At 72.5% G+C, this 14072-nt stretch carries 11 protein-coding genes; 7 read left to right on the forward strand and 4 right to left on the reverse strand.

Going from position 1 to position 14072, the window contains the following annotated elements:
* Positions 1-10: 10 nt before the first annotated feature.
* The 4 genes from ACGFIS_RS32475 to dnaK all read right to left on the reverse strand — a co-directional run bounded on the left by ACGFIS_RS32475 (position 11) and on the right by dnaK (position 4293).
* Positions 11-457 carry a heat shock protein transcriptional repressor HspR gene (locus ACGFIS_RS32475; RefSeq protein ID WP_392903242.1) on the reverse strand — a complete coding sequence of 149 codons (447 nt, stop codon included), beginning with the start codon at positions 455-457 and terminating at the stop codon, positions 11-13.
* A 5-nt stretch (positions 458-462) separates the two neighbouring features.
* Complete coding sequence (gene dnaJ / locus ACGFIS_RS32480; protein ID WP_392903246.1) at positions 463-1641, reverse strand: molecular chaperone DnaJ; 1179 nt, start codon at positions 1639-1641, stop codon at positions 463-465.
* A gap of 139 nt (positions 1642-1780) precedes the next feature.
* On the reverse strand, positions 1781-2434 hold the full coding sequence (grpE, locus tag ACGFIS_RS32485; protein ID WP_392973509.1) for a nucleotide exchange factor GrpE: 654 nt from the start codon (positions 2432-2434) through the stop codon (positions 1781-1783).
* Entirely contained in the window at positions 2428-4293 is a 1866-nt protein-coding gene (dnaK, locus tag ACGFIS_RS32490; protein WP_392903249.1) for a molecular chaperone DnaK, read from the reverse strand. Before dnaK ends, grpE begins: the two co-directional genes overlap by 7 nt.
* 327 nt (positions 4294-4620) lie before the next feature.
* Here dnaK and ACGFIS_RS32495 point away from each other — a divergent pair, with 327 nt between their 5' ends.
* From ACGFIS_RS32495 to ACGFIS_RS32525, 7 genes are all read left to right on the forward strand, one after another.
* The gene (locus ACGFIS_RS32495; RefSeq protein ID WP_392973492.1) at positions 4621-7989 is read left to right on the forward strand and encodes a S8 family serine peptidase; all 3369 of its coding nucleotides are present in this window, start codon (positions 4621-4623) and stop codon (positions 7987-7989) included.
* A 230-nt stretch (positions 7990-8219) separates the two neighbouring features.
* Positions 8220-8825: an RNA polymerase sigma factor gene (locus tag ACGFIS_RS32500; RefSeq protein ID WP_392973493.1), complete on the forward strand. Its 606-nt coding sequence runs from the start codon at positions 8220-8222 to the stop codon at positions 8823-8825.
* Positions 8822-10057 (forward strand): hypothetical protein, encoded by a 1236-nt coding sequence (locus ACGFIS_RS32505; protein WP_392903256.1) that lies wholly within the window; start codon positions 8822-8824, stop codon positions 10055-10057. The genes ACGFIS_RS32500 and ACGFIS_RS32505 overlap by 4 nt, the downstream gene beginning before the upstream one ends.
* A 164-nt stretch (positions 10058-10221) precedes the next feature.
* Positions 10222-10773, forward strand: a complete 552-nt coding sequence (locus tag ACGFIS_RS32510; protein ID WP_392903258.1) for an RNA polymerase sigma factor — start codon at positions 10222-10224, stop codon at positions 10771-10773.
* Positions 10774-10789: 16 nt separating this feature from the next.
* Positions 10790-12010, forward strand: coding sequence for a CU044_5270 family protein (locus ACGFIS_RS32515; protein WP_392903260.1), 1221 nt, complete (start codon positions 10790-10792; stop codon positions 12008-12010).
* 186 nt (positions 12011-12196) lie between these two features.
* Positions 12197-12760 (forward strand): RNA polymerase sigma factor, encoded by a 564-nt coding sequence (locus ACGFIS_RS32520; RefSeq protein ID WP_392903263.1) that lies wholly within the window; start codon positions 12197-12199, stop codon positions 12758-12760.
* Between the two features lie 2 nt (positions 12761-12762).
* Positions 12763-13968 carry a hypothetical protein gene (locus ACGFIS_RS32525; RefSeq protein ID WP_392973495.1) on the forward strand — a complete coding sequence of 402 codons (1206 nt, stop codon included), beginning with the start codon at positions 12763-12765 and terminating at the stop codon, positions 13966-13968.
* Positions 13969-14072 lie beyond the last annotated feature (104 nt).

Raw genomic sequence — 14072 nt, forward strand, 5'->3', positions numbered from 1 at the left:
ACCTGATGTCCTAGTCCCGGTTCCGCTCGTGCCAGACCACGACGCTCGTGTGCCTGATGGGCACCAGGTCGGAGCCGGGGGTACCGCCCTGTTCACCGTGCCGCCGCTGCTGCGCCAGCCGCGCCGCGACGGAACGCGTCGATTCGAGTTCGTTGGCGAGGTCCTCCAGCGCCGCGTGCGCCTTGAGGAGCTCCTCGCGGAGCCGCACGTTGTCGCGCTGCAGCTCCAGGATGTGCTTGATGCCGGACAGGTTGATGCCCTCCTCCTGCGAGAGCCGCTGGATCTCGCGGAGCATCACGATGTCGCGCATCGAGTAGCGGCGGCCCCGTCCCGCCGTCCGGCCGGGAGACACCAGCCCCATCCGGTCATAGGTCCGCAGCGTCTGCGGATGCAGCCCGGACAGCTGCGCCGCCACCGAGATCACATAAACCGGTGTGTCATCGCCGAACGGATCCACCCAACTCACTCCTGTCGTGCCTGCTGGAGGAGGTCGGCGCGCAGGTCGTCGCCGGTGCCCGCGGCGCGGAGCCGGGCGAGGGCCTCGCGTGCCTGGTCGTCGAGCTTCTGAGGGACCTGGACGTCGACGGTGACGAGCAGGTCGCCCTTGGTGCCGTCGCGCCGGGGGGCGCCGCGGCCCTTGACGCGGAACGTGCGGCCGTTCGGCGTGGACTCGGGCAGGCGCAGCGTGACGGGCTGGCCCTGGAACGTCGGCACCCTGATCTCCGCGCCCAGCGCGGCCTCGGGGAACGTGACCGGGACGGTCAGCGTGAGGTTCTCGCCGGTGCGGCCGAACACCCGGTGCGGCTGCACCTTGATGTTGACGTAGAGGTCGCCTTGCGGGCCGCCGTTCTCGCCCGGCGCGCCCTTGCCCTTGAGCCGGATCTTCTGGCCGTCGGCGACGCCCGCCGGGATGCGCGCCTGGATGGTGCGGGTGCCGGTGGCGCGACCGCTGCCGTGGCAGATCGGGCACGGGTCGTCGACGACGAGGCCGCGGCCGTGGCAGTCCTTGCACGGCTCCTGGAAGCCGAAGTTCCCGAGGTTGCGGGTCTCGTGGCCGGTGCCCTCGCAGTTCGGGCACACCCGCGGCACGGTGCCGGCCTTGGCGCCGGTCCCGCGGCAGCCGTTGCAGGGGGCCTCGCTGGTCAGCTTGATCGGGACGGTCACGCCGTTCATCGCGCGTCCGAACGACAGCGTCACCTCGGTCTCGACGTCCGCGCCGCGGCGCGCACGCCGCGTCGTGCCCGTCGTGCGGGTGCCGCCGCCGCCCCGCCCGAACAGGCCGCCGAACAGGTCGCCGATGCGCTCCCCGGCGCCGCCCGCCTGCGTTCCGCCGCCGCTGCCGGGCTGCCCGAACAGGTCGCCGAAGTCGAAGGGGAAGCCGCCGCCCTGCTGGCCGCGGAAACCGCCCGGCATCGACCGGACCGCGTCGTACTCCTTGCGGCGCTTGTCGTCCGACAGGACGTCGTAGGCCTCGGAGACCTCCTTGAAACGGTCCTCGGCGTCGGTGTCGCCCTTGTTGGCGTCCGGATGGTACTTGCGCGCCAGCTTCCGGTAGGACTTCTTGATCTCCTCCTGGGAAGCCGTCTTCGCGACACCGAGGACCTTGTAGTAGTCCTTCTCCAGGTAGTCCTTGGTGCTCACGGCGCCCCGCCTTCTGCTATCGCCACTTGCCACATGTCTTCACGTGCCCCGGCGGTCCCGCCCCGGCCGTCGCGGCCGGGACGGGACACCGGGTCCTTCCGGGGGGCGACCCCCGGACCCCTCGGCGCCGGGCCGGGGGTCACTCGCCGTCGTCACCCGCCTCGTCGCCGGGCTCTCCGGCGGCGTCGGGCTCGGGATCGGCCACCGCGACGCGTGCGGCGCGCAGTATCCGCTCGCCGATGCGGTAACCGGGCTGGAGGACGTCCACGACACTCGTCTCGGTCACATCCGGGGAGAACGAATGCATGAGCGCCTCGTGCACGGTCGGGTCGAAGGGCTCACCCTTCTCGCCGTACCGCACCAGGCCGAGCTTGCCGGTGACCGCCTCCAGGCTCTCGGCGACGGACTTGAAGCCGCCGGTGAGCTCGTCGTGGTCACGGGCACGCCCGATGTCGTCCAGGACCGGGAGCAGTTCGGACAGGACCTGCCCGACGGCCTGCTCCCGGACCGCGACCCGGTCGCGGTCGACGCGCCTGCGGTAGTTGTCGTACTCGGCCTTCAGCCGCTGGAGGTCCGCGAGACGCTCCGCCAGCTGTGTCTTCAACGAGGAGACCTCCTCGCCCGTAACCTCGGCGCCCCCGTTGGCCGGGGCCTCCGGGGCCGGTGGCCGCGCCGCCTGCGCGCCGGACTCACCGGTCCCCCGGACCTCCCCCGTTTCGGGATCGATGCGCCGCTTGTCGCGGATCACCGGGCCCTCCTTCTCCTCGCCCTCGTCGGGAGAGGACGTCACGATGCATCACCCTTCGGCTTGTCCTCGTCGACGATCTCGGCGTCGACGACCTCGTCGTCCTGCTGGTCGCCGCCCTGCGCGTCGGCCGTCGGGCCGGCGTCCTCGCCGCCCGGCTGCGCGCCCTCCGGGTTCTGCGCGTACATGGCCGCGCCCATCTTCTGGCTGACCTGCGCCAGCTTCTCGGCGCTGCCCTTGATCGCGTCGACGTCGGTGCCCTCCAGAGCCTTCTTGACCTCGGCGACCGCGTCGCTCACCTCGGTCTTCATCTCGTCGGGGACCTTCTCGTCGTTCTCCCGCAGGAACTTCTCGGTCGAGTACGCGAGGGTGTCGGCCTGGTTGCGGACCTCGGCCTCCTCGCGGCGCTTGCGGTCCTCCTCGGCGTAGTCCTCGGCGTCGCGCATCATCTTCTCGATGTCGTCCTTCGGCAGCGCGCTGCCGCCGGTGATGACCATCGACTGCTCGCGGCCGGTGCCCTGGTCCTTCGCGCTGACGTTCACGATGCCGTTGGCGTCGATGTCGAAGGTGACCTCGATCTGCGGGACGCCGCGCGGCGCCGGCGGCAGACCGGTGAGCTGGAAGGTGCCGAGCTTCTTGTTGTACGCGGCGATCTCGCGCTCGCCCTGGTAGACCTGGATCTCCACGGACGGCTGGTTGTCGTCGGCGGTGGTGAACGTCTCCGACCGCTTGGTCGGGATCGTGGTGTTCCGCTCGATGATCTTGGTGAAGATGCCGCCCTTGGTCTCGATGCCGAGGCTCAGCGGGGTCACGTCCAGCAGCAGGACGTCCTTGACCTCGCCCTTGAGCACGCCGGCCTGGAGGCTGGCGCCGATCGCGACGACCTCGTCGGGGTTGACGCCCTTGTTGGGCTCCTTGCCGCCGGTCAGCTCCTTGACCAGGTCCGACACCGCGGGCATCCGGGTCGAGCCGCCGACCAGGACGACCTGGTCGATCTTGTCGACGCCGATGCCGGCGTCCTTCAGCACCGAGTGGAACGGCGCCTTGGTCCGGTCGAGCAGGTCGGAGGTCATCCGCTGGAACTCGCCACGGGTGAGCTTCTCGTCCAGGTGCAGCGGGCCCTCGGCCGACGCGGTGATGTAGGGCAGGTTGATCTGCGTCTCGGACGAACCGGACAGCTCGATCTTCGCCTTCTCCGCGGCCTCACGCAGCCGCTGGAGGGCCATCTTGTCCTTGCCCAGGTCGACGCCGTTGGCGTTCTTGAACTTCTCGACCAGCCAGTCGACGACCTTCTGGTCCCAGTCGTCGCCGCCCAGGTGGTTGTCGCCGCTGGTGGCCTTGACCTCGACGACCCCGTCGCCGACCTCCAGCAGGGACACGTCGAACGTGCCGCCGCCCAGGTCGAAGACCAGGATGGTGGCCTCGTTCTCCTTCTCCAGGTGGTACGCCAGCGCGGCCGAGGTCGGCTCGTTGATGATGCGCAGGACGTTCAGGCCCGCGATCTGGCCGGCCTCCTTGGTGGCCTGCCGCTGGTGGTCGGAGAAGTAGGCGGGAACCGTGACGACCGCGTCGGTGACGGTCTCGCCCAGGTAGGCCTCCGCGTCGCGCTTCAGCTTCTGCAGCACGAACGCGCTCATCTGCTGCGGGTTGAAGTCCTTGTCGTCGATCTTGGTCTTCCAGTCGGTGCCCATCTCGCGCTTGACCGAACGGATCGTCCGGTCCACGTTGGTCACCGCCTGTCGCTTGGCGACCTCTCCGACCAGAACCTCACCGTTCTTGGCGAACGCGACGACGGACGGCGTGGTCCGCGACCCCTCCGCGTTCGCGATGACGGTGGGCTCGCCGCCCTCCAGAATCGCGACGACCGAGTTGGTCGTCCCGAGGTCGATGCCGACCGCACGTGCCATGTTCTCGTCCTCCGTCGTTTCCGGTGTACCGGTTCCGGTGTCTGCCGCAGTTCGGGTGTTCTGCCGCGGTTCCGGTTGTTATCGCGCCCCGGTCGCCCCCCGGGGTGCGGCCGGTTCGGTTGCTGTTCGCAAGGGTGCCCGGACCTCCCCATGTTGTCAAATGACTTGAGTCGACCGGACTCAACTTTGCTGACGTCTTCATTAACAGGACGTCTGAGCCAGGTATTCCAGTTCCCCATCTCCTGAAAGAAACCGGGATCCGTCGACACCTCCGCCGTGAAGTCGATCACCCGCATCGGGTGATCACTTGTGAGGAGAGGAGACTCGATGACCCCCAGAAGCCGGAGCCGGGCACTGCTCGGCATCCTGCTGGCGGCGGGCGCGCTCACCGCGACGCCCGCGCCGGCCCAAGCCGACCCGCCGCCACCCCCCACGGGCGGCCTGCCCTCGGGCAAGGCATGGAAGGTCACCCTGCTGACCGGTGACGTGGTCCAGGTTCGGACGGTCGAGGGCAAGCCACCGATGGTCTCGGTGACCCCCGCACCAGGCCGCGAGAAGCGCTCGTTCCGCAAGGAGATCCGCCCGGACGGGCACGTCGTGGTCACTCCGCTCGACATCGCGCCGCTGGCCGGCCGGGTCATCGACCGCGAACTGTTCGACGTCACCGCCCTGATCTCGCAGGGCTACGACGACGCCCGCAGCAAGGACCTGCCCTTGATCGTCCAGCGCGACAAGGGCGTCCACGCCATGTCGGCGCTCGGCGGCGCCCTCGACAAGACGCGAGACCTGCCGAGCATCGACGCCGTCGCCGTCCGGCAGTCCAAGGACGACGCGCGCACCCTCGGCGACGCACTCGCCGGGATGCGCGGCCCGTCCGCCAAGGCCACGGGCGGCATCCGGCGCATCTGGCTGGACGGCAGGGTCAAGGCGAACTTCGCCCCCACCGCCCCCACCGCACGCCGGTTCGACCGGAACCTGCGCCAGGTCGGCGCCCCGAAGGCGTGGCGGGCCGGATACACCGGCAAGGGAGCGGAGGTCGCCGTTCTCGACACCGGCGTCGATGCCGGGCACCCGGACCTCAAGGGCCGCATCGCCGCGACGAAGAACTTCTCCGAATCGCCCGGCACCGCCGACCGCCTCGGCCACGGCACGCACGTCGCCGCGACGATCGCCGGGACCGGTGCCGCGTCGGGCGGCGAGCGCAAGGGCATGGCCCCGGACGCGGACCTGCTGATCGGCAAGGTCCTCGACGACCGGGGCTACGGCACCGATTCCGGCGTGATCGCCGGGATGCAGTGGGCCGCACCGCGCGCCGACGTCGTCAACATGAGCCTCGGCGGTTTCCCCACCGACGGCACCGACCCCCTTTCCGTGGCGCTGGACAACCTCACCGCCGAGCACGGCACGCTGTTCGTCGTGGCCGCGGGCAACGACGGTGCGATCCAGTCGGTCGGCGCGCCGGGCACGGCCAAGGCCGCGCTCACGGTCGGCGCGGTCGACGCCCACGACGCACTCGCGGAGTTCTCCAGCCGGGGCCCGGTCGGCCATACCGCCAAACCGGAGATCGTCGCACCCGGCGTCGAGATCGTCGCCGCGCGCGCCGAGGGCACCGCGCTGGGCACCCCGATCGGGGCGAACTACACGAAGATGTCCGGCACGTCGATGGCGGCACCGCACGTCGCCGGCGCCGCGGCGCTGCTCGCCGCGAAGCACCCCCGCTGGAAGCCCGCCCGGCTCAAGGCCGCCCTCGTCGGCACCGGCGACCCCGCCACCGGCGGTGACGCCTACGAGCGCGGGGCCGGACGGCTCGACGCCGGCGATGCCGCACGCGCCCCCGTCCTCACCGCCCAGAGCATCGTCGACCTCGGGACGTCGCAGTACCCGGACCACGGCGCCCTGTCCACGGAGCTCGGCTGGACGTCCAACGCCTCCCGCCCCGTCCACATGGGGCTGAGCGTCGAGGTCGTCGACCGGCAGGGCCGCACGGCCCACGGCGCGGCGAGCGTCCCCGCCCGGGTCGAGATCCCGGCGGGCGCCACCGCGTCCGCCGACCTGGAGATCGACGCCTCGAAGCTCGCCGGACGTCCCGGCCTGTACACGGCGGTCGTGACCGCGAAGGGCGCCGGCGCGACCCTCGAAACGCCGGTGACCTTCTACGTCGAACCCCCGACGCACACGCTCACCGTCAAGGCGACTCCCCTGCCCGGCACGGACGCCGCGGACCTGTACGCCTACGCGACCGTGACCCACCTGACCGACATCGTCGAGCTCTCCACGATCGTCGAAGTCCTGGACGGCACGACCGAGATCCGTGTCCCGGAAGGCCGGTATGCCGTCCTCGGGTCCGTCCAGCACGGCGGAACGGGCGGGAACGACTGGCGCTACGCCCTCGCCGGCACCCCCGAGGTCCTCGTCGACCGTGACATGACCGTCACGCTCGACGGCGCGAAGGCCCGTCCGGCCACGGTGAGCGTCGAGGGCACCCGGACGAAGGCGCTCTCGAACTACGCGGCCGTCGTCCGCTCCACCAGGCAGGGCATCTGGACGATGCTCGTCACTTCCGGCGACGCCGAGACGTCACCCATGATGCTCCAGCCGATGGACGCCCCCGAGACCGGCGGGTTCCGGGCCTACACGGCACACCGGCTCAGCGGGCCCGAGGGGTTCTACGACGTGCTGCGTCCTCTGGGCGGCGGGATCCCCGCGGATCCGTCCCACGTCATCACCACCGCCGCCCAGGCGAGGATGGCCCGCGTCCACCAGCGGTTCGCCGCATTCGGCGGGAACGAGAGCGAACTCATCAGCGACAAGCGCTATGGGCTCACCCCCGAGGGCCTGCTGCTCTTCGATGGACTGGCGTCCGACACACCGGCCGGGACGACCCGTACGGATCACGTGTCGACCGGCGGAGGCGTCCGCTGGCTGGCCTGGGGGTCCCCGCAGGGCATTCCTGACGGATGGGTCGACCAGAGCACGTTCCTCGAACTCCGGCCGGGCCGGCGTGTCGAGCACACATGGGGACGTCAGCCGCTGCGCCCCGGCCCATACTCCGCCACCGGTGTCTCCCCGAGCATCTGCACGCCCGCCCCCACGACCCGCACGCGCGGCAACCTGCACGTCCAGCTGGTCGACCTGCAGACCCGTCCGGACGGGTTCGACTGCGGCGTGAACGGGATAAAGGGCAAGCTCACGCTGTTCGCCGGAGACGAGAAGCTCGGCGAGAAGGAGGGGCCGGCCGGCGACTTCCTCATCCCGTCCGGCCGCAGGGAGTACCGGCTGACGTACCGGAACGACGCGTCGGCGATCCTGCCGGTGTCGACCCGCACCTCCACGTCCTGGACGTTCCGCTCGGCCGCGCCGCGCGGGAATGAGAGCGTCCGCGTCCCGCTGCTGACCGTCGACTACGACCTCGGCCTCGACCTGCGCAATCAGCCGACGGGCAAGCCCGCCGTCCTGACGGTCGCGCGAGTCGCCGGCACCGGCGGCGCCAAGGTCACCGGCCTGCGCTTCTGGACGTCCCTGGACGATGGGAAGACCTGGCAGGCCGCCGCCGTGAAGCCGCTGGGCGAGGGCCGCTTCAGCGCGCCGCTCCCACCGGCGGCAGGCGGCCGGTCCGTGTCGGTCCGCGTCACGGCCGCCGACGCGGGCGGCAGCGGCATCGACCAGCAGATCATCCGGGCCTACCGCATCCGCTGATCCGAGGCGGTGCCGGATTCACCGCTCACCAGAGGTCTTCGCCCTTCCCGGGCTCCCTGCGGGAAGGGCGAAGGCGTTTCCGCGGGGAGGGGGGACGACGCCCGAGACCGCGCCGTCCGCCGTCCGCCGTCCGCCATGAGCAGGATGAGGCATGTGCGTGAAGGCGGAGCGGGGCATCGGTTGAGAACCGGGTGACCGAGCACTTCCCCCCCGACAGCGAGGATCACCTCATGGCCCATCCCGACCCACCGGATCCCGGTGCGGACGCGCCCGACGCGGTGGCGATCGTCCGCTCGCGGCGCGATCCCGCCGCGTTCGCGGAGATCTTCCACCGCCATTTCGCCGCGATCCACGGGTACGCGGCGCGGCGCCTCGGCGTGGACGCGGCGGACGACATCGCCGCCGAGACGTTCCTCACCGCGTTCCGCAAGCGCGGCCGTTTCGACCCGGAGCGCGGCACGGTCCGTCCCTGGCTGTACGGCATCGCGACCCGGCTGATCGGGCTGCACCGGCGTGCGGAGAGCCGCCGCTACCGGGCCCTCGCACGCACGCCCGCCGAGCACACCGAGGACGGCCACGAGGACGTCATCGCGGCGCGCGTCACCGCCGGCGGCGTGGGCGCCGACCTCGGGGACGCGCTGGCCCGCCTGCCGCGCGGGGACCGGGACGTCCTGCTGCTGATCGCGCTGGCCGACCTGTCCTACGAGGAGGTCGGGCAGGCACTCGGCCTGAAGACCGGCACGGTCGCGTCCCGGCTCCACCGTGCCCGCCGCCGCCTGAGGGAGTCGCTCGGCGGAGTCAACCCCACCCTGATCATTGAGGAGACGCCCGCGTGAACGACATCGACGCGAACGAGACGGACCGGATCCGGCGGCTGCTGCGCGAGCCGCCGCCCCCGTCGGCCGAGGCCGCGGCGAAGGCGCTGACCATGCTGGAGGCAGAGATGGCGCCGGGCGGGAAGCGCTTCAGGGCTTCCCGAGCGGGACGGCGGCGGTTCGGCTGGCGGCTCAAGGCCGGTGCCGGTGTGGCCGCCTTGGGTGCCGGGGCCGCGGTCGCGATCGTGGCCGTGGGGCCGGGTGCGGGGTTGGAGGCGCCCGGCGCGCCCACGTCCCCGGGCTCGGTGGACCTGGGCAAGCGGGCGGTGCTGGCGGCGGCGGAGAACGCCGAGGCGCAGCCGGCCGGCAAGTACTGGTACACCGACGTCGTCAGCGGCCAGTCCTACGTCGTACGGTCCAAGTCCGGCGCCGCGTACGCGATCGTCGGCGCGCACAGCGAGCTGTTCGGCTGGCACGGCGTGAAGCCCGGCATGGGCGGGATGTACTACGGCCGCGACCTCCCGGCCCGCCCGCTGACCGCCCGGGACGGGGAACTGTGGCGCAAGGACGGGTCGCCGTCGAGTTTCCGCGTCTGGTCGGGCGACAAGCACCTCACCTTCACCACCGAGGCGACGACGTGGCGCTCGGACGTGCCGGGCACGGGCCCGGACCCCGTGGGCGCCGGGAAGGTCGCCTTGGGCAAGTCGGCCGAGGAGCTTCAGAACCTGCCCACCGACCCGGCCGAGCTCACCACGATGTTCCTTGAGGGGCCGGCGGATCTGGAGAGGCTGCGGTCCTTGGGGAGGACGCCCCCGCCCATCGCCCCGCGGGTGCTGCCCAACGTCCAGATCCGGAACGTGGGGGAGCTGCTGGGCGGCCCGACGCCGCCGAAGGTCCGGGCCGGTCTCATCCGGGCGCTGACAGCCCGGCCGGGCGTCCATGCGATCGGCCAGGTCACCGACCCGATGGGCCGCCAGGGTGTCGCGCTGGCCGGATATTCCCTCCCCAGCACGGACGACGGCGAGTCCGGCACGCCGAAGAGCGAGCAGGGGACCTACCGCTCCCGCAACGTGATCGTCTTCGACGAGCGCAGCGGCGCACTGCTGTCCCTGCACGAGGAGCTGACCGACCCCGGCGGCCCGTACCGGACGCGGAAGCCCGGCTTCGTCATCAACTACGAGGTCTTCCGCAGCACCGGCTGGACGGACACCAAGCCCTCGCCGCCGGCGGAACAGCCCTTCCGGCTGCGCTGACCCGCAGGCCGGGCCCGGTTCCGGGGTCCCGCACCGGCCGGTCTCCGTCCTTCCACCGGACCGAGACCGGCCGTTCCGTTCCAGGTACTCCGGATGCTTCGGTAAGAAGCGGCGGGCCCGGACCACTACCCGGGTGACGAACCCCCGGACGAAGGGCTCGAACCTTGTCGGACCCCGAAGACATCGCCCGGTTCACGGCGGTCTACGACGCGTACCATCCGCGCGTCCACGCCTATGTCGTGAGCCGGGTCGGCGGGCAGGCCGCCGAAGAGATCACGAGTGAGGCGTTCTGCGTCGCGTGGCGGCGCATCCGCGACCTACCGGACGAGCCGCTGCCCTGGCTGTTCGGCATCGCGCGCAACCTGCTGCGCGAGTCGTACCGGGTGCGGGAACGGCGGGACGCGCTGACCCGCGAGCTGCGGACCTGGGCGGCGGGGCAGCCGCCCGCCGGTGACGTCGCGGAGGCGGTGGCCGAGCGCGCCGGGGTGCTGCGCGCGCTGGCGGACCTGTCCGACGGCGACCGCGAGCTGCTGACGCTGGTCGCCTGGCACGCGCTGTCACCGGACGAGGCGGCGAAGGTCGTCGGATGCTCGAAGGCCGCGCTCTACGTGCGGCTGCACCGCGCCCGGCGGCGGCTGGAGCGCGCGTTGACCGCGCAGTCGCGGATACCGGACCCCGACGTGTCCGCGCGCGGCGCCGTCCCGAATCACTCCTGAGAGGAAAAGCAGTCCGATGAAGCATGACGTGATGAAGGCGCTGTCCGCGGCACGGCCCGGGCAGCTCGACCCCTCGGCGGACCCGGCCGCCGCCGGCGCGCGCCGGGAACGTGACCTGGAGCGGGCGCTCCGGGCGGCCCCGGAGGCGGCGCCGCCCGCGGGACGGGCACGGGGGCGCCGTCCCGTCCGCTGGGGGGCGTTCGGGCTGGGCGCCCTCGCCGCCGGCGCCGCGGCCGCCGTCGCCGTCGCGGCCATCGGCTCCGGCTCCGGCTCCCCGGCGACGCCGGGCACTCCCGCCAGTGTCGACCTGGGCAAGCGGGCGGTGCTGGCGGCGGCGGAGAACGCCGAGGCGCAGCCGACCGGCGAGTACTGGTACAGCGACATCGTCAGCGGCCGGGCGGCCGTCGTGCGCGCCCCGACCGGGGCCTACGCGATCACCGTTTCGCACGGCGAGTCGTTCAGCTGGCACGGCGCGAAGTCCGGGATGGGCTCGGCGTACTTCCAGCGCGACCTGCCCGCCCGCCCGCAGACCGCACGGGACCGGGAGCTGTGGCGGAAGGCCGGGTCGCCGGCGAGTTTCCGCGTCCCGACCGACGGCGGCGACGTCACGTTCACCACCAAGGCGGCGCCGTGGCGGTCGGAGGGGCCGGAGGCCGGCCACGACGCGGGCGGCGGCGGCGATTTCCTGGACGGCAAGTCGGCGGAGGATCTGCGGAACCTGCCGACCGACCCGGCCGAGCTCGCCGCCATGTTCCTCAGTCCGGAGGACGAGGGGGCGGCCGCCGGTCTCCAGCCGGGCGCGCGGGCGAAGGGCCCCGCCTTCCGGCGGGCCGTGCCGCACAGCAAGATCATGAGGGTGGCGTCCCTGCTGATGAACAACCCGCTCCCGCCGAAGGTGCGGGCGGGCCTGATGCGGGCGCTGGCCGCTCAGGAGGGGGTCCGGCCGATCGGCCGCGTCACCGATCCGCTGGGCCGGCCGGGCGTCGCCCTGGCCGCCGCCGACCGCGCCACGACGATCACCGACGGGCCGGAGGCCGGCCGGGGGACGTGGCACTCCCGCCCGGTGATCATCTTCGATGAGCGCACGGGCGCGCTGCTGTCCCGGCAGGAGCAGCTGACCAGGCCCGGCGGCGAGTACGCCGGGATGAAGCCCGGCTTCGTCGTCGAGCACCAGACCGTCCGGTCGGCGACGTGGACCGACGGCAAGCCGAAGCCGCCGGCGAAGCTGCCTCACTGACCCCGGGGCTCCCGTCCCGCAGGCCCTCCGCCCCCGACCCGGGGCGGGGGGCCTGCTTGCGTGGATCATTCGGAAAACGGCCGGCGAATCACCGAAAGCGGAACGGGGCGGTGACGGAGTAAGGGGTGAGGACAATCCCCCCTGGAGGTGTGTGATGACCGATGGATCCGGCACACGGACGGTCGCGTGACCACCGCGCACGAGATCGACGACACCGCGATCGTCGCCGCGTCCCTGGACGACCCCGAGCGGTTCACCGCCGTGTACGACCGGCATTTCCCGGCCGTGTACCGGTACGTGGCCGGACGCCTCGGCGCGCAGGCGGCGGACGACGTCGTCGCCGAGACGTTCCTCGCCGCGTTCCGCCGCCGCGCCGCGTTCGATCCCGCCCGGGGGGACGTCCGGCCCTGGCTGTTCGGCATCGCGACCACGCTCGTCGCGCAGCACCGCCGCGTCGAGACCCGCCGCTACCGGGCGCTCGCCCGGCTCGGCGCCGAACCGGACATCGGCGGCCATGAGGACCGCGTCGTGGGCGCCGTGACGGCCGCCGGGAGGCGTCCGGACCTGGCGCGGGCGCTGACCCGGCTGTCGCGCAAGGAACGCGACGTCGTGCTGCTGGTGGCGCTCGCCGACCTCAAGCACGAGGAGATCGCCGCCGTGCTCGGCGTCCCGTCCGGAACGGTCGGCTCCCGCCTGAACCGCGCACGCCGGAAGCTGCGTGCGGCCCTCTCTCTCACCGACGGAGACTGACCATGGACGAAATGCAGATGATCGCCGAGATGCTGGACGAGCGGCCGGCCGAGGCCGCCGCCGACACGGGCCGCCGGCGCCTGCGCAAGGAGATCGCCGCCCCGGCGCGCCGCACACCGTCGTGGTTCGGGCTGCGGTTCAAGGCCGGGCTCGGCGTGGTCGCGGCGGGCACGGCGGCCGCCGTCGCCATCACCGCCGTCGGTTCGGGGGCGCCCGCACCACCGGGGTCGCCGTCTCAGGTGGAGCTGGCCGACCGGGCGGTGCTGGCGGCGGCGGACAAGGCCGCCGCGCAGCCGATCGGCAAGTACTGGTCCTCCGGCTGGATCTCGGGCCAGTCCTACATCGTGCGGGCCGAGACCGGTGATTACGCGATCGTCGGCGCGCAGACCGAGTTCTTCAGATGGTCGGGCGCCAAGTCGGGCATGGGCGAGGCGTTCTACGGACGCGAACTGCCGGCCAGGCTCCACACGGCGCGGGACAAGGAGCTGTGGAAGAAGGCCGGGTCGCCGCCGGAGTTCAGGGTCTGGTCGAACGACCACTACTACACCTACGGCCGGAAGGCGACGGAGTGGGAGGTGGACGACCCGGACCCGGCGGGCGGCGGGAACTGGCTGGGCGGCAGGACCGTCGAGGACTTCCAGCGGCTGCCGACCGACCCGGAGAAGCTCGCCGCCATGTTCTTCGTGCCCCGTGGGTCGCGCAAGATCATGGACCCGCGAAAGCTCCGCCAGGCCGAAGAGCGGGTCGGGGAGCACAGCGGGAGGCTGCGGACGCCGCCGCCGATGACCGCCTTCCACAAGCTCTTTCTGGTCGAGAACATGCTGCAGGACGCGCCCGTGCCGCCGGCGGTCCGGGCCGGGCTCATGCGGGCGCTCGCCGCGCAGCCGGGGGTGAGGTCGGTGGGTGAGCGGACCGACCCGCTGGGACGTGAGGGCGTCGCGCTGGCAGCCGACCGGGAGACCAGCCGCATCACCGGGGAGTGGGGCGCGCCGGAGGCCGAACGCGGCGAGTACGACAGCCGGGCGGAGCTGATCTTCGACCGGGAGACCGGCGAGATGCTGGCCGCGCAGAACGTGCTGACCAGGCCCGGAGGACCGTACCGGGACCGCGAGCCCGGGTTCGTGATCGACTACTCGGTCGTCCGCGACTCCGGCTGGACCGACACCAGGCCGAAGCCGGCCGAGAAGCTCCCTTCCTGGCCTCTGTGACCCGGGGCTCCCACCCGGCAGGCCCCCGTCCGGCACCCGGGCGGGGGCCTGCCGGGCGGGGGCCTGCCGGGCCGGGGCCTGCCGGACCGGCCTGCCGGACGGGC

The organism is Spirillospora sp. NPDC048824 (assembly GCF_043198455.1).
In the GTDB taxonomy this organism is placed as follows: Bacteria; Actinomycetota; Actinomycetes; order Streptosporangiales; family Streptosporangiaceae; genus Spirillospora.